This window comes from Bacteroidia bacterium (assembly GCA_039924845.1).
Taxonomy (GTDB): Bacteria; Bacteroidota; Bacteroidia; order DATLTG01; family DATLTG01; genus DATLTG01.
In genome coordinates this window covers 1-16594 of sequence record JBDTAC010000095.1, presented here as the reverse complement: position 1 = coordinate 16594, position 16594 = coordinate 1, and the positions used below count along the sequence as shown (strand labels likewise).

At 36.4% G+C, this 16594-nt stretch carries 17 protein-coding genes; 9 read left to right on the top strand and 8 right to left on the bottom strand.

The genetic code is table 11. The annotated features are described in order from the left end of the window. From ABIZ51_11535 to ABIZ51_11520, 4 genes are all read left to right on the top strand, one after another. Positions 1 to 693, top strand: a 693-nt coding sequence (locus tag ABIZ51_11535; protein MEO7089415.1) for an ABC transporter ATP-binding protein, incomplete at its 5' end; no start/stop codon positions are given. A gap of 28 nt (positions 694 to 721) precedes the next feature. Further along, positions 722 to 1144, top strand: a complete 423-nt coding sequence (locus tag ABIZ51_11530) for a hypothetical protein (protein ID MEO7089414.1) — start codon at positions 722 to 724, stop codon at positions 1142 to 1144. 3 nt (positions 1145 to 1147) lie between these two features. Then, on the top strand, positions 1148 to 2254 hold the full coding sequence (locus tag ABIZ51_11525; GenBank protein ID MEO7089413.1) for an ABC transporter permease: 1107 nt from the start codon (positions 1148 to 1150) through the stop codon (positions 2252 to 2254). Next, positions 2254 to 3372 (top strand): ABC transporter permease, encoded by a 1119-nt coding sequence (locus ABIZ51_11520; protein ID MEO7089412.1) that lies wholly within the window; start codon positions 2254 to 2256, stop codon positions 3370 to 3372. The genes ABIZ51_11525 and ABIZ51_11520 overlap by 1 nt, the downstream gene beginning before the upstream one ends. 296 nt (positions 3373 to 3668) lie before the next feature. On the opposite strand, the gene ABIZ51_11515 is transcribed toward ABIZ51_11520, so the two are convergent. Genes ABIZ51_11515 through ABIZ51_11505 form a run of 3 tightly spaced genes read right to left on the bottom strand, consistent with a single transcriptional unit; the run spans position 3669 to position 6700 of the window. Then, positions 3669 to 4286 carry a SprT-like domain-containing protein gene (locus ABIZ51_11515; GenBank protein MEO7089411.1) on the bottom strand — a complete coding sequence of 206 codons (618 nt, stop codon included), beginning with the start codon at positions 4284 to 4286 and terminating at the stop codon, positions 3669 to 3671. Between the two features lie 27 nt (positions 4287 to 4313). Continuing rightward, positions 4314 to 6428 carry a ferrous iron transport protein B gene (feoB, locus tag ABIZ51_11510; GenBank protein ID MEO7089410.1) on the bottom strand — a complete coding sequence of 705 codons (2115 nt, stop codon included), beginning with the start codon at positions 6426 to 6428 and terminating at the stop codon, positions 4314 to 4316. A 35-nt stretch (positions 6429 to 6463) separates the two neighbouring features. After that, positions 6464 to 6700 carry a FeoA family protein gene (locus tag ABIZ51_11505; GenBank protein MEO7089409.1) on the bottom strand — a complete coding sequence of 79 codons (237 nt, stop codon included), beginning with the start codon at positions 6698 to 6700 and terminating at the stop codon, positions 6464 to 6466. Positions 6701 to 6852: 152 nt separating this feature from the next. On the opposite strand from ABIZ51_11505, the gene ABIZ51_11500 reads away from it, so the two are divergent. Continuing rightward, positions 6853 to 8106, top strand: coding sequence for an MFS transporter (locus tag ABIZ51_11500; protein MEO7089408.1), 1254 nt, complete (start codon positions 6853 to 6855; stop codon positions 8104 to 8106). A gap of 109 nt (positions 8107 to 8215) precedes the next feature. Further along, positions 8216 to 11524, top strand: coding sequence for a two-component regulator propeller domain-containing protein (locus tag ABIZ51_11495; GenBank protein ID MEO7089407.1), 3309 nt, complete (start codon positions 8216 to 8218; stop codon positions 11522 to 11524). Between the two features lie 66 nt (positions 11525 to 11590). Here ABIZ51_11495 and gatC read toward each other — a convergent pair whose 3' ends face one another. After that, on the bottom strand, positions 11591 to 11887 hold the full coding sequence (gatC, locus tag ABIZ51_11490) for an Asp-tRNA(Asn)/Glu-tRNA(Gln) amidotransferase subunit GatC (protein ID MEO7089406.1): 297 nt from the start codon (positions 11885 to 11887) through the stop codon (positions 11591 to 11593). Beyond that, positions 11874 to 12626 (bottom strand): lysophospholipid acyltransferase family protein, encoded by a 753-nt coding sequence (locus ABIZ51_11485; protein ID MEO7089405.1) that lies wholly within the window; start codon positions 12624 to 12626, stop codon positions 11874 to 11876. Before ABIZ51_11485 ends, gatC begins: the two co-directional genes overlap by 14 nt. A 126-nt stretch (positions 12627 to 12752) precedes the next feature. Between ABIZ51_11485 and ABIZ51_11480 the strand changes: the two genes are divergently transcribed. Genes ABIZ51_11480 through pth form a run of 3 tightly spaced genes read left to right on the top strand, consistent with a single transcriptional unit; the run spans position 12753 to position 14982 of the window. Then, positions 12753 to 13685: a ribose-phosphate pyrophosphokinase gene (locus ABIZ51_11480; GenBank protein ID MEO7089404.1), complete on the top strand. Its 933-nt coding sequence runs from the start codon at positions 12753 to 12755 to the stop codon at positions 13683 to 13685. Between the two features lie 37 nt (positions 13686 to 13722). After that, positions 13723 to 14406 (top strand): 50S ribosomal protein L25/general stress protein Ctc, encoded by a 684-nt coding sequence (locus ABIZ51_11475; protein ID MEO7089403.1) that lies wholly within the window; start codon positions 13723 to 13725, stop codon positions 14404 to 14406. A 9-nt stretch (positions 14407 to 14415) separates the two neighbouring features. Next, the gene (pth, locus tag ABIZ51_11470) at positions 14416 to 14982 is read left to right on the top strand and encodes an aminoacyl-tRNA hydrolase (GenBank protein MEO7089402.1); all 567 of its coding nucleotides are present in this window, start codon (positions 14416 to 14418) and stop codon (positions 14980 to 14982) included. A gap of 371 nt (positions 14983 to 15353) precedes the next feature. On the opposite strand, the gene ABIZ51_11465 is transcribed toward pth, so the two are convergent. From ABIZ51_11465 to ABIZ51_11455, 3 genes are all read right to left on the bottom strand, one after another. Beyond that, positions 15354 to 15791: a hypothetical protein gene (locus ABIZ51_11465; protein MEO7089401.1), complete on the bottom strand. Its 438-nt coding sequence runs from the start codon at positions 15789 to 15791 to the stop codon at positions 15354 to 15356. 67 nt (positions 15792 to 15858) lie between these two features. Beyond that, on the bottom strand, positions 15859 to 16068 hold the full coding sequence (locus ABIZ51_11460) for a DUF2945 domain-containing protein (protein MEO7089400.1): 210 nt from the start codon (positions 16066 to 16068) through the stop codon (positions 15859 to 15861). A 128-nt stretch (positions 16069 to 16196) separates the two neighbouring features. Further along, positions 16197 to 16594: uracil-DNA glycosylase family protein (locus ABIZ51_11455; protein ID MEO7089399.1), on the bottom strand; the 398-nt coding region annotated here is incomplete at its 5' end.

Genomic DNA, 16594 nt, shown 5'->3' with positions numbered 1-16594 from the left:
GATTTTGTGGCAGTGGATGAAATTTCATTCGAGGTTTACAAAGGAGAAATTTTTGGCTTTTTGGGAGCGAATGGTGCAGGTAAAACAACTGCTATGCGAATGCTCTGCGGATTATCTATTCCAACTTCTGGAAAAGCTACCGTTGCCGGATTTGATGTATTTACACAACCGGAAGAAATCAAAAAGAATATTGGCTATATGAGTCAAAAATTTTCGCTTTACGAAGATTTAACGGTGTTGGAAAATATTCAATTCTATGGTGGAATTTATGGATTGACAAATAAAGAAATCAAACAAAAAAGTGAGGAGCTTACTTCCAAATTAGGCTTGCAAAAAGAAGCCAGAAAATTGGTGAGTTCGCTTCCTTTGGGATGGAAACAAAAATTGTCTTTTCTGGTGGCGATTGTGCATCAACCAAAAATTGTTTTTTTGGATGAACCTACTGGAGGCGTTGATCCATATATGCGAAGAGAGTTTTGGGATTTAATTTACGATGCGGCTGATAAAGGAATTACCATTTTCGTAACTACTCATTATTTGGACGAAGCAGAGTATTGTAATCGCGTAACAATTATGGTGGACGGAAAAATTGAAGCGTTAGATTCTCCTTCCGCATTGAAGAAAAAATTTGAAGTGGACTCCATTGACGAAGTGTTTTACAGATTGGCAAGAAAAGCGAAAAGAGGAGATTAAATAAAACAATAATTAATACTAAAATTCCATGAAAGGGAAATACAGAGGTTATTACAGATATGATAATGAAAGAATTCGAAATTATACTGGATTCGAAAAAACATTTTTTGATATTGTAATTAATGAAGTTGATAATGAAAATTTTTATGGCATAGCCCAAGACGATAAGAATACAGGTGGTCAAGTAGGTACTGGAGTTATTATTGGAACAATATCTGGAGATAATATTTTTTTCACGAAACAAATGTCAAAAGCATCAAGTTTTGGAATAGGTGGAAAAGTAAATATGTATAATACAAAAGGACCTAAAATCCATTATACTGGAGTAAGAAAACAAAATGGAAGCTACATAGGAAGGTGGAAATTAAATTTTAGTTTGGCTTTCAATGGTATAATTCCAACTATAATTCTCCCAACAACTGGAGAATGGGAAATGCAGATAGAGGAATAAAACATGAAACAATTATTATCATTCGTAAAAAAAGAATTTTATCAAGTCTTTCGAGACCAAAAAACACTCATTATGTTGTTTGGTTTACCGATTGTACAAATTGTTTTGTTTGGATTTGCGCTCACCAACGAAATAAAAAATGCCAATATTGTTATTGTTGACAATGCGAAAGATATTGCTTCGCAGCAAATTATCAATAAAATACAAGGAAGTAAATTTTTTCATATTCAAAAAACATTAAGCAGTTCATCTCAAATAGATGCCGCTTTTAAAACAGGAACAGTAAAGTTAGCTGTTGTTTTTCCTGCTAATTTTAATAACGATTTATCGCATTTGCACAAAGCTTCTATTCAAGTTATTGCCGATGCTTCTGACCCGAACACTGCGCTAACACTCCAAAATTATATTTCTTCCATTGTGATGGATTATCAAACACAACTATCGAATAATTTGTCTCTTCCATATACTATTATTCCGGAAGTGCGAATGCTTTACAATCCTGATTTGCGAGGTGCGCCCAATTTTGTGCCAGGAGTTATGGCGATGGTTTTATTGCTCGTTTGTGTCATGATGACATCTGTATCTATTGTCCGCGAAAAAGAACTGGGAACAATGGAAGTGCTACTTGTTTCACCTGTAAAGCCTATAATAATTATTATTTCAAAAGCTATCCCGTATTTAATTTTATCATGGATAAACTTAGCTGCCATTTTACTTCTCAGTGTTTACGCACTTGATTTACCTATTCAAGGAAGTATCTTTTTACTGGTTATGGAAAGTACTTTACTGATTATGTCGGCACTTGCTCTGGGTTTATTTATTTCAACGGTAACTTCTTCGCAGCAAAATGCGATGTTTGCTTCCATGTTGGGAATGATGTTGCCGACAATTATGCTAAGTGGTTTTATGTTCCCGATTGCGAATATGCCTGTCGCCTTGCAAGTCATTTCAAACATTGTTCCGGCGCGCTGGTATTATATTATTGTGAAAGATGTGATGTTAAAAGGATTGGGCTTTTCTTCTATTTGGAAAGAGACTTTAATTCTTGCCAGCATGACAGTTTTCTTTATCGTGATTGCGCTTAGAAACTTTAAAATACGTTTAGAATAATGAGACCACTTTGGTTTTTATTGCAAAAAGAATTTCGCCAAATATTCCGCGACAAAGGTTTTATGGGCAGACTTTTTATTGCACCTGCTATTCAACTTATTTTATTGCCGATGGCAGCAAATTATACCATCAAAAATATTAATATCGCCATTGTTGATCACGATCATTCCGAAATTTCTACCAAGCTTACCAATAAAATTTTGTCTTCTGGCTATTTTAAATTAGCAGGTTATACTGATTTTAATTCGAAAGCAGACAAACTAATTGAAACCGATAAAGCCGATATCGTACTTGAAATCCCGGAAGGATTTGGCAGCAAACTTATCAGCGAAGGCAGTCAGAAAATTGCGATAAAAGTTGATGCCATTGATGGCGTAAAAGCAAGTGTCGGATTTGGTTATTTGAGTAATATCATCGGTGATTATAATAATGATATTCGTTTGGAGTGGTTGAATCCAACTCGTATCAGTCAAGCGCCCGCCATTAATGTCGTCCCTTCTTTTTGGTACAATCCGTCGCTAACGTATTATATTTTTATGGTACCCGCCATTTTGGTTTCGCTTGTTACCGCCATTGCGGGATTGTCGGCAGCATTTAATATTGTGAAAGAAAAAGAAATCGGCACCATCGAGCAAATAAACGTAACGCCCATCAAAAAATACCAATTTATTCTGGGTAAATTACTTCCGTTTTTAGTCATGGGAATCATTGTTTTTTCTTTCGGATTACTCATTGCTTGGATTGGTTACGGAATTGTACCACTCGGTAATTTAGCGGTGCTCTATCTCTTTTTAACTGTCTTTTTATTTGCGATACTTGGTTTCGGGTTACTCATTTCCACGTACACTGAAACGCAGCAACAAGCCAATTCGCTCATGTTTTTATTTATGATGGTCTTTAATATGATGAGCGGATTGTACACGCCAATAGACAGTATGCCGGCTTGGGCAAAATTTATCACCTATCTTTTTCCGGTAAGTTATTTTATTGACGTCATGCGAATGGTAGTGATAAAAGGAAGCGGCTTGCACGACATCTCGATGCAAATTCTGGATGTTTTTATCATCGGGCTCGTCCTTAATGTTTGGGCTATATTAAATTATCGAAAAACAACTTAAATGCTATGCTTGTTTTGAGGCACACTCAGCTGAATGTATGGCAAACCCAGCTGAATTATAGACACGTTTAGCTGAACATTTGACAAATGATATTAGCTAAAAGCTATCTTTATCTGCAATTTTTCAAATTAATTTTAATTCTGAATTAAGCCTTCCTTTTGGGGAGGATTTAGGTGGAGCTTTTTCCTTCGCGCAGATTCCGAATCAAGTACGGAATGACGACACTTTCATTTTTAATTGGTACATCTGCACAACTACAAATTCAACTTCTTCATCACCTAATCACTTCAAAATAATTATTCTTCAAGCAGAAAAACTTCGGCAATGGGAGCAAATAAATACGTTCTTTTTGTATTTATTTCTAAACATTTATAGCGCGTTCGTATTTTCTCTCCTTTTTTAAAAAGTCGCCCGTTTTTTAATGTGAAAACAGTATCAATGGGTAGTTTTTCAAGTAAAATTCCGTTGTGTCTTTCATCGTATTTTTTTAATATCCGGAAAAGCGTTAAGTCGGAACAACTGGATGCAGCAGGATTTTCCATGTATTTATTCAATGCCGAAATAACATCCGTTGGAAATATTTTTTCGTGCATAAACGGAACGATGAGTTTTTTGTAATGTCTTTTCCATTCGTTACCATGTGGCTTTACGGAATTTTTATTTTCTTGCCAATTGGAAAGATGCGCTATTTCATGCACCAACGTAATCAGAAACGCATATTTGTTCATGTCGTGATTGATGGTAATTTGATGATTTTGTCCGCTACTAGGCGGACGATAATCTCCATATTTGGTGCTACGCTGTTTTTTTATTTTTAATTTAAAATCGAATTGATAAACCCACAAAGCAATTGTATCAACAGCTTCGGCAGGAATGTATTTATGTAAAATGGATTTGTTGCGTTCTAATTGCATTCGAAAAAATAATTTTTCAAACCTGTTTTATTTGAAGAGATGATACACAATAAAGCTGGAAACATAAGCCAATACACCCATATATGTGAATTGAATAACGGGCCATTTCCAATTTTTTGTTTCGTTGTAAACTACCGCCAAGGTACTCATGCACTGCATCGCGAAGGCATAAAAAATCATCAGTGAAAACCCTACGGCTGGCGTATATTCCTTTAATCCCGTAGTTTTATTGGTTTCGTTCATCATTTTTTGGCGAATGGATTCGGTGTTGTTTTCATCGCCAACGCTGTAAATGGTTGCCATGGTTCCCACAAAAACTTCGCGTGCTGCAAAAGAAGTTACGAGTGCAATGCCAATTCTCCAATCAAAACCAAGCGGAGCAATAGCAGGTTCAATTGTTTTGCCGATAATCCCAGCGTACGATGCTTCTAATTTTTCGGTTCCGGCTTGCACTTTTAACTGGTTGATATTTACATTTTTTTGCAGTGATAGTTGTTCGTATTTCTGATCAATTTGTGCAAAACGATTTCCCGGAGCGTGCGATGAAAGTACCCACAGAATAATGGAAATAGCGATGATTACTTTTCCGGCATCGAATAAAAAAACTTTTACTTTATCGTAAATGGTTTGAAAAACAACACTGAATTTTGGTACGCGATAAACTGGCATTTCCATGATAAAATAACTTGCTTCTCTCGCTTTCAGCATAAATTGCATAAGCCACGCAACGCCAATGGCAGCAATAAACCCGATTAAATACATCGCCAATAAAACAAGTCCTTGAAGGTTGAAAAAAATAAATTTTTCACCGGAAGGAATGATGAGTGAAATCAATAAAGTATAAACAGGAAGCCGCGCGGAACAACTCATTAAAGGTGTAACCATAATGGTAATCATGCGTTCTTTCCAATTGCTGATGGTGCGTGCGCCCATAATGGCGGGCACTGCGCAAGCAACACCACTAATAAGAGGAATCACAGAACGTCCGTTAAGTCCGAATCTACGCATGGTTCTGTCCATAATAAAGCTCACGCGCGCCATGTAACCGGTATCTTCCAGAATGGCGATAAACGCAAAGAGTAAGGCAATTTGTGGAATAAAAACAACGATGCCACTTAATCCGGCTAAAATTCCGTGAAAAATAAGGTCGGATAATTCTCCGTGCGGAAACGTTGCTGCGCCCCATTCTGTCACTTTTATAAATGAAAATTCAATCCAATCCATCGGATACGTAGCGATAAAAAAAATGGTTTGGAAAATGGCGAAAAGTATAAAAATAAAAATAAAGTAGCCCCAAAATTTATGCGTTAAAATGGCATCTAGTTTATTGGAGAACGAACGTTTCTTCAACGCTTCATTGACGGATGTACACGAATTAATTAGCTCATTTATTTTTTTATAACGACTCACACTTTCTTGCGCTTGCAATTTGTGTTTATCGAAATGAGTATCACGAATAATTTTTTTAATTTCTTCTTTTTGCGGTTCGTACGCATTAAAATATTCGATGCCCGCATAATTACACGCCACTTGAAAAGCCTTGTAATCATTGCTTATTTTGGTGATCCCTTTTATTTGAACAATGGCATCTGTCGCAATTTCATGAAAGTCGAAAAACTTTTTTTCAGAAACGGATAAAGGTGCAATGATGGCTTTTTTTAATTCTTCTACGCCTCTTTTTTTACGCGCATTAACGAGAAAAACAGGAACGCCCAAATGTTCGGAAAGCATTTTCAAATCCACCTCCATACCTTTGCGTTCCATCATGTCCATCATATTGAGGACAAGAATGACAGGCACTTTCATATCGCATATTTGCGAAGCGAGAAATAAACTTCTTTTTAGATTGGATCCGTCAGCCACTACAATTACGCGATCGGGATAACTCGAATTTTTTGAATCCGAAAGTACATCAAACGTAATTTTTTCGTCCAACGATTTCGGATACAAACTATACGTTCCTGGCAAATCCACAAACTGAACGGTTTTTAGCGTGCCGCCCGGATCAGAAATTTTAGAAATCCCTGTTTTTTTATCTACCGTAACACCCGGAAAATTCCCTGTTTTTTGGTGCATTCCGGTAAGCGCATTAAACAACGTTGACTTGCCGCTGTTTGGGTTACCGACTAAAGCGACGTTCAAAAAAATATTTTTTTGATTCTCCAATTTTTAATTTTTTAAGACCTTCCGGTAACGGTAATCGTTGCCGCTTCTTTTTTTCGTAAACTCAACACATATCCCGAAACACTTACTGCGATTGGATCTCCCATCGGAGCAGTACGTTCCAATGTTATTTTCTCGCCAGGAATACATCCCATTTCCATTAATTTCAACGCCATTTCTTCGTCTGTAAAAGCCACAATAATGGCAGATTCTCCAATTTTTAAATCCGCCAAGGTGTCCATTTTACTCATTTTCTTTTTCTCCTGAAATTAACCGAATGCGAAAATACTTATTTTTTTCTCGGATGAATGGATTTCACCCTACCTAAAAGAGGGTATTTTTTTGATTCCTTTTATTTTCATCGAATCTGATTTTATCACTTCAAAAATTTTATTTTTGCACGATGAAAAGTGAAGTAGGGGAGCAGCCTGAAAAAAAATTTTCCGCAAAATTTTTACGGGCATTGCATCACAAAAATTATCGTTTGTTTTTTATCGGACAAACTATTTCTTTGGTGGGAACGTGGATGCAACAAATCGCTATGAATTGGCTTGTGTACCGACTTACGGGTTCTGTTTTTTTACTTGGTACCGTTGGTTTTGCTACGCAAATGTCCACTTTTGTTTTGGCTCCTTTTGCGGGCGTTTACGCAGATCGTTGGAATCGTCATAAAATATTAATTACCACGCAAAGCCTTTCTTTATTGCAAGCTTTATTGATGACGGTTCTTATTTTTACACACGTAATTGCCGTTTGGCACATTTTGGTTTTAGCGGTTTTTCTCGGACTCATAAACGCCTTTGATATTCCTGCGCGACAAGCTTTTTTGGTGCAAATGATTGACGACAGAAAGGATTTACCAAATGCCATTGCGCTAAATTCTTCCATGTTTAATGCTGCGCGATTGATTGGTCCATCGCTTGCCGGAATTTTAATTGCACTTTTTGGGGAAGGATTTTGTTTTTTATTTAATGGCATCAGTTACATCGCCGTTATTATTGCTTTGTTGAGTATGAAAAATTTTCAGCCTCAAGCAAAAGCAAATACAAAAAAGGTGTGGCACAATTTGCGCGAAGGGTTTTCGTACGCCTTTCATTTGCCAGCTGCTCGTACTATTTTAACTTTGTTGGCAATTATTAGTTTGTTCGGAATGCCGTATTCCGTATTGATGCCGGTGTTTGCCAAAAAAATATTTTTAGGAGGCGCTCATACGTATGGATTTTTAACTGGTGCCACTGGCGTTGGTGCTCTAATTGCGGCATTTTATCTCGCCGGACGGAAAGATGCAGAAGGCTTGGGCAAAATTTTATTTTTCGGATCCTTGCTATTTGGTATTTGTTTATTGCTGTTTTCTTTATCACATAATTTGGTGCTTTCACTCTTTATTTTAGTCGCTATTGGTTTCGGACAAATTGTACAAATGGCATCTGGAAATACGATTTTACAAACACAAACAGACGATGCCATGCGCGGCAGAATAATGAGTATTTATACAATGGCTTTTCGTGGATTTATGCCTTTGGGAAGTTTGTTGGCAGGCACTTTAGCCGCTATAATTGGTGCGCCGTACACACTTTGTATTGGAAGTACGGTGTGTATTTTCGCTTCACTTTTCTTGAGAAAATATTTAGCTGCGATAAGTCCGAAAAAAAAATAAAAAGGAGAAGGAAATGGCAAGCGTAAAAATAGGACGAATTGAAGGCTTTAAAAAAATATTTTTTTGAAGCTCCTATTTTATATCTTTACTTTGCAATACAAATTTAAAAATGGAGAGTAAGCAATTTGTCTTTTTTCTGAAAAATTATCTTTTAGCAACGCTTTTTTTGGCGACTTTTTCATCTGCTGTTTTTTCTCAAAATACAACTCGCTTTAACCGAATTACATCCGAACAAGGGCTTTCTCAAAGTGTTGTTAATTGCATTTTGGAAGATAATAAAGGGTTTATGTGGTTTGGTACGCAAGACGGATTAAACAAATACGATGGCTATGAAACCACTGTTTTTAAGCACAATCCAGTAGATTCCAATTCTCTTTCCAATAATTTTATTTATTCGCTTTATCAGGATGAAAACAATATTTTATGGATTGGCACCAATGGCAGTGGTTTGGATGGTTTTGATTTGTACACACGTAAATTTAAGCACTACGAAACTAACTTGTCGGATACTTCCTCCATTAGCAATAACAATGTGTGGACGATTATTGAAGGCAATGACGGTTTGCTTTGGATGGGCACGGATTATGGCTTAAATTCCTTCGATAGAAAAACACATCAGTTTAAACGTTATTTCAATCATTACTCGGATTCCTCGAGCACTGCAGGAAATATGATTTACGCACTTCATCAAGATAAAGATGGAACTATTTGGGTAGGCACAGGTGCTGGATTGTATGCTTTTAATACGAAAAATGGACATTTCAAAAATTATCCGACACATGATAAAAATGCAAAAATATCCGATTATCTGAGAGATAAAATAAAAGGAATTTACGAGGACAAAAAAAATAATTTGTGGATTGCTACCGATGGCGGCGGATTGGGTGAATTCGATATCGCCACCAAAACGTTTGAACATTTTTTACAAAGCAATCCAATAGATAGTAGTAGCCTTTCTTCGGATCATGTTACTTCTATTGTTCAAGATCCAAACGGGAAATTGTGGATAGGGTCTTTTTATGGAGGAATCACGTGTTACGACGTAAATGAAAATCAATTTACACGTTATTATCATGACGATCAAAACCCCAAAAGCTTGGTGAATAATGATGTGAAATGCCTTTGTATGGATCGCCAAGGTATTTTGTGGATTGGCACGCAAAGTGGAATCAGCTTGCATTTTAAAACAAGCAATCAATTTACACTTTACAAAAACAACAGCACAAAACAAGGCAGTAATTGCGTTATGGGATTAATGCAAGATAGAAATGGATTGCTTTGGCTCTCTACCAACGGAGCAGGAATATTTACCTTGGATCAAAAATCAAATACATATACACCTTATGCAGAATTGACAAAAGGGGTGGATAACAATGCGGCTTTGTCTTTGTTTCAGGATAAGGAAGGAATTGTTTGGGTTGGTACGTGGGGGAACGGTTTGGCTGCGTATAATGAAGAAACGAAAACGACGGTACATTACAATCAGTCAAATAGTCCTTTAAAAGGTGGAGCAGAAACGGTTACGTGTATCACGCAAGATCCTTTTGGATTGTTGTGGTTCGGAACGTATGGAGGTGGTTTATTTTCTTTCAACAAAAAAACGGGACAATTTACCAATTATACGATGAATAATGGTTTGAGCAGTAATAATATTTACTGTGTTTTCGTAGCTAAAAATAAAAATTTATGGATTGGAACAGATGGTGGTGGAATTTTAATTCGGGATGCTCAAACAGGAAAAATAACAACGCTTAAAACTGATAAAACCGAAAAAAATTCATTGTCTGCCAACACGGTGTATTGTGTTTACGAAGACAAATCAGGAATGATGTGGTTGGGTACAAATATCGGTTTGGATAAATACAACCCGTTCATACATCAATTTACCGATTATTTTGAAAAAGATGGTTTGCCCAACGATGTGATTTACGGCATCCTTCCTGATGCAGATGGAAATCTTTGGATGAGTACAAACAAAGGACTTTCGCGCTTCAACCCGAACGCCTCGAATACGGATGGTTCTGCATTTCGAAATTACGATGTAAACGATGGCTTGCAAGGAAAGGAATTTAATCAAGGAGCATATTTTAAAGGAAAATCGGGAGAATTATTTTTTGGAGGTGTCAATGGTGTAAATAGTTTTTTTCCGAATAAAATAAAAGGCAATGAGCACATTCCGCTGGTGTATATCACATCGTATAAATTATTCGGAAAAGAGGCGGTGTTAGATACTGCGATTAGTTCGAAAAAGTACATCCAACTCTCTTGGAAAGATAATTTTTTCTCCTTCGATTTTGTCGCCTTGGATTATGAAATGCCGCTTCAAAATAAGTATCAATACAAGTTGGATGGCGTGGACGAGGATTGGTCGCCACCCACTACGCGGCGGTTTGCAAGCTACACCCAATTGAGTGGCGGCGATTATGTATTGCACGTTCGTGCTTGTAATAATGACGGCGTTTGGAACAATAAAGGAACTGTTTTATACATCCGGATTATTCCACCGTTTTGGCGGACAAAATGGTTTTATACTCTTTGTATTTTGTTGATTATTACAGGTGTTTTTGGATTTATCCGTTACCGCACACGTAGCATTCAAAAAGAGAAAAAAATATTGGAGAATAAAGTAAACGAGCGAACCAAAGAATTAGCACAAAAAAACAAAGATATTACCAGCAGTATTCGCTATGCGAAACGAATACAAGAAGCTATTTTACCTCCTCAAAAACAAATTTTTTCGCACTTTAAAAATGCTTTTATTGTTTATAAACCGAAAGACATTGTGAGCGGTGATTTTTATTGGTTTGCCGAAAAAGGTGAAAAAACAATTATCGCTACGGTGGATTGTACTGGACATGGCGTTCCTGGTGCATTCATGTCCATGATTGGACATAATTTATTAAATCAAATTGTAATTGAAAAAGGCATTATCAGTCCTTCCGAAATTTTGAACGAATTGCATCACGGCGTGCAAAGTGCCCTCAAACAAGGCGAACACAACATTGATACAAATGATGGAATGGACATCGCGCTTTGCGCCATTGATGTAGACAAACGCGAAGTGCAATTTGCAGGAGCGTATCGCCCTTTGTTTATTATTAATAATACGAATTTTGAAAAAATAGAACCCGATAAATTTCCGATTGGCGGCACACAAATGGAATTTAAGCCATTTACCAATCACACTAAAAAGTTAAAAGAAGGAGATGCTATTTATATTTTTTCCGACGGTTATGCCGATCAATTTGGTGGTAAAGACGGCAAGAAATTTATGGTAAAACGTTTTCAGGAATTGCTCATTTCCTCCCAAACACTTTCGATGCAAGAGCAAGGAAAATTATTGGATACAACCATCGAAAATTGGAAAGGTGATTTTCAGCAAGTAGACGATATTTTGGTCATCGGAATCCGCTTGTAAAAACAACCTTCAAAAAAATATTTTTTCGAAGGCGAAAAAGAACAGACAAAAAATTAGGCTGAAAATTTATTTTTTCGCACCGAGAACTTTTGGAACTTTAAAAAAATCGGAATCCTTTTTGGGAGCATTTTGCATTGCTTCTTGATGCGTAATAATTTGCTTTACTTCATCTTCGCGCAAAACGTTTACCTCGTCGCTCATGTAAATCAAGGGTTCAATATTTTCGGTGTCGAGTTCTTTTAATTTATCTACGAAAGAAATAATGCGCGCTAAATCCTTCACCATTTCTTTTTTGGTGTTTGCATCAAATTCTAAGCGTGCCAAAATGGCTAATTTATCAACGGTTGATTCATCTATTTGCATCGTATTTATTTTTTGCGTCCTGCATTTTTTGCCGAACATTCGTTTTCAAAGATAGTAAATCGTCCAAATTCATGCCTTTGGTTTCGATGGGTTTGTGAATAATTGCTTTGGCGATGCCTGGTTGTCCATGTGCTTTAAAAAATGCGCCGGTTTGAATCAAGCGCCAATTGTTTAAAAAAGTAATGGCAACAATGGGAACTTGCTTTTCGATGGCAAGTCGGAAAGCTCCATTTTTAAAGGCTTTTAATTCGCCTGCGGTGGAAATAGTAGCTTCCGGAAAAATAAAAATATTTTGTCCTTTATCTAAAATAGCGGCGGCTTCGGTAAATGCTTTGTGCGAATCCACGTTGCTTTTTCGGTTCACTAAAATATTCATTTTCTTGAAAAAAATATTGAACAAAGGCGCTTTCGCGAGTTCTTGTTTTCCCATAAAAATAAAATAATCGGGAATGAGATAATAACACGTTACAATGTCTAAATACGAACTGTGATTGGCGCAGAAAACGCAAGGTTGTGGAAGATTTTTAATGTCAATTTCGTTTTCGGAACGAACGCGTATTCCGGGGAAAAATAAAATCCATTTTGCCCAAAAACGCATCAGCCGAAAGGCGCCGAAAAATCTTTTTTCGGACGATAAATAAAATGCAAAAAAAGGATACAGCAAAATCAATCCAAGTGCAAAATTGAGCACGAAAAGTATTTTCCAAAGTGTACGGAATACGGCAATTACAACTTTCATTTGTACAAATTTACGTAAATTATCAAAAAACAGATGTTCTTTGTTGATTATATATTACAGAAGTAGTATATTTGCAACCCTTTTGCAATTTTCGTTGTGAAAAATTAATTTTTTGAGAAAGAGAAAATGAATCCATCGGTAAAATTTTTTTCAGGAACAGCGTCCCAGCAAATTGCCGGAAAAATAGCGCACGAATACGGAATAGAATTAGGAAAGGTAACTGTTTCGCGCTTTAGCGACGGGGAATTTCAACCTTCTTTTGAAGAAACAGTTCGCGGCAGCGATGTATATATTTTTCAATCTACTTTTCCGCCAACGGATAATTTATTTGAACTTTTATTGATGATTGATGCGGCTAAGAGAGCTTCTGCCAATCACATTGTGGCAGTAATTCCGTATTTCGGATTTGCACGGCAAGATAGAAAAGATCAACCGCGTGTGGCGATTGGTGCAAAAATGGTAGCGAAAATGTTGGAAGCAGCAGGCGTAAATCGCATCATGACAATGGATTTACATGCCGATCAAATACAAGGCTTTTTTGAAATTCCAGTAGATCATTTGTATGCTTCGTCTATTTTTTTACCGTATATAAAAAGTCTGCAATTACCTAATTTAACAATGGCTGCGCCTGATACCGGTGGAACAAAACGTGCCAATGCGTATGCAAAATATTTTAATTCGGAAATGGCGATTTGTTACAAGCAACGCAAAAAAGCAAATGTGATTCAGAGCATGACCGTAATTGGTGATGTAGAAGGTAGAGATGTTGTGTTGGTGGATGATATTATTGATACCGCCGGAACTTTGTGTACCGCTGCGGATATGATGATGGATAAAGGTGCAACGAGCGTAAGAGCAGTTTGTACGCATCCGATTCTTTCTGGAAAAGCGTTTGAAAGATTGGAAAATTCAAAAATAAATGAATTGATTGTAACGGATACAATTCCCTTGAAACAACAACATCCGAAAATAAAAGTATTGAGTTCATCTGCTTTGTTTGCAGATGTGATCAAAAAATTAGTTTCGCATGAAAGTATCAGTTCACATTTTGTAGTGTAATTCAATAAAAATAAATATAAACCAAATAAATTAAACCATGAAATCAGTATCTATTAGCGGTTCACCACGTGTGGACGTAGGGAAAAAAGATGCCAAAGCGTTGAGAAATGAAGGTCGCGTGCCTTGCGTTATATACGGAGGCACAGAACAAGTTCATTTTTCGGTAATCGAAAAAGACTTTAAAAACTTGGTGTATTCTCCGGATGTACACAGCGTAAAATTGGATGTAGATGGAAAAAAATTCGAAGCCATCATGCAAGAAGTACAATTTCACAAAATAAAAGAACAAATTTTACACGTTGATTTTTTGCAAGTTTTACCAGGGAAACCAGTTGTAATGAATCTTCCAGTGAAAACAAAAGGAAACGCAGCCGGTGTAAAAGCAGGTGGGAAATTGAATACAAAATTAAGAAGTCTTAAAGTAAGAGGCTTGGTACAAGATGTTCCGGATGATATTACATTAGACGTAGAATCATTGGAACTTAATCAAGCTATTCGTGTTGCGGACATCAAAATAAAAGGACTTGAATTGTTGGATGCACCAAACGTAACTGTTGTTTCTGTACAAATAACAAGAGCGGTTGTAGAAGAAGCTAAACCAGCAGCAGGCGCAGCAGCTCCGGCAGCAGGTGCAGCAGCTCCAGCGGCAGGCGCAGCAGCTCCTAAAGCAGGCGCCGTAGCTCCGAAAGCGGATGCGAAAAAACCAGACGCTAAAAAATAAAAATAAGCCATGAAATTCTTAATTGTAGGATTAGGAAATATTGGCGATGAGTACGAAAATACCCGTCATAATATCGGATTTAAAATACTGGACACTCTCGCGAGAACGTCCAGTATTTTTTTTGATTCCAATAGCCGCTTGGCTTTTACAACAGAATATCGTTTTAAAGGACGAATTTTTATTCTGATAAAACCTACCACATACATGAATTTGAGTGGAAAAGCGGTGAATTATTGGATGCAGAAAGAACACATTCCCTTGGAAAATGTATTGGTGATTACCGACGACATTGCTTTGCCATTCGGCGCTTTGCGGATGAAAACAAAAGGGAGTGACGGTGGACATAACGGATTAAAAAGCATTAACGAAACACTCGGAACGACGGATTATACACGTTTGCGTTTTGGTGTGGGAAACGATTTTCCGAAAGGAAGACAAGTAGAATACGTGTTGGGAAAATGGTCGGAAGAGGACGAAAAAAAAATTTCCGCTCGCATCGAAATGGCGATTGAAATGATAAAATCTTTTGCTACCACAGGTACACAACACACAATGACGGCTTACAACAACAAATAAATCACCTTCAAAAAATGTATTTTTTCGAACGACAAAAAATGTATTTTTGATTTAGGGAAACACAATAATGCCCTTCTATATTGATACCATGCTCGATAACAAAGTCAATACTTCAACTTCGCGCTTACAAGGGCATGCGCCATAAATATCATATGATGTTGTTTTAATGAGCTTAAATTATTTATAAAAAATGAATATACAAAAAATAATGTTTGATCCATTGTGGTTTTACCCTATTGGGATTTTTTTTTTCGGAATCTTTTTTATAAAAAAATGGAAAAGACAGAGAGTAATGAATCCTAATCCCATTTCAATGCGCAGGTTTTAATTTATTGTGTCCGTCGACAGTAATAATTGATGTCGTTTTTTTATTAAATGGACTTTGTAATCATCCGTTTAATCTGCCAACCTTTTTGAGGGACCCATTGCCATCTCGTTGTAAATGTCCCCTTTACTTTTACCGTGTCTTTTCCTGCTATCAAGTCTGTTTGAGCATAATGTCCAGTTTGGAAAGCGGTATCTCGACTAATTTTTATTGAATCAGAAATGGATTGCTGAGACAACACTTTTACGTTTTTAAAAGAAGATAAGAATTTCCGAATAGAATCTCTTCCAATGGCAATATTTCCCAAATTCCCATCGTTGGTATATAACATCGAAATAGAATCAGCATCTAATTTTAAAATCAAATTATCATATTGCTTTAATGAGGATTCAATTTCTGTTTTACTATGTTTATCTGTTTTGCACGAAAAAAAGTTTAAACAAATAATGCTGCCGATAAAAAGAAAACAGAGTGATTTTTTCATAGCGTTTTTTTTGTTGTCGAATTTGGTACTAATATTAAAACTGTCCAGATTATTCTGATTATTTATTTTAGAGTTTAGTAAGGACAGAACCTTTATGAGCTGCAATGTGATCCGTCTTGTTACTTTTTATTTCATATTGAGGTTCTTCTTCCGTAGCATGGTGTGTATATCCTTTGTAATTAAAATCTTTTGTATGAATTTTAATGATAGTTCCTGAAACTCGCCCTGCTTCAGAGTTCCAACTTACTTTGTCGCCCTTTTTAAATTTTATTTTCATCTGAATATAATTTATTCTTTGATTGTCGGATAGAATTCGCAGGAGATATATTCATCCTTAATTGTGTTTAACGAACATGAATTTTGCGCTTCGTATTTTTTCTTTTTCGTTGTAAATGAAAGCTGACTTTATTCTGTATTATGCAATGTTACTATATACTTGTCAATATACATCTGTTTTTCTTTCGATTTATATTGCTGGATGTATCGCGGATGTTCCAATGCTTTTATGCTGCCAAATAACTTTGCTTCCTTATTTAGTTTTTGAATAAAATCTGCATTTTTCTTTCCCAGTACAAAAACTTCCGAAGTATCTAATCCCAGTTTGATGTGTTTTTTTAAGGACAAAATCATAAAGTCTTTTACCATTTCAAAAAGCAGAGGGTCATCATAATAATTGGCATTTAACCATTTGCCATCTGCTGTTTGGCGAACAATGGCTAAAGGAAATGGCGAGTTAATATAAAATTGTTTATAGAATTCTTTCGCTCCACCATATTCAGTAATCATATCATACATAAAAACAG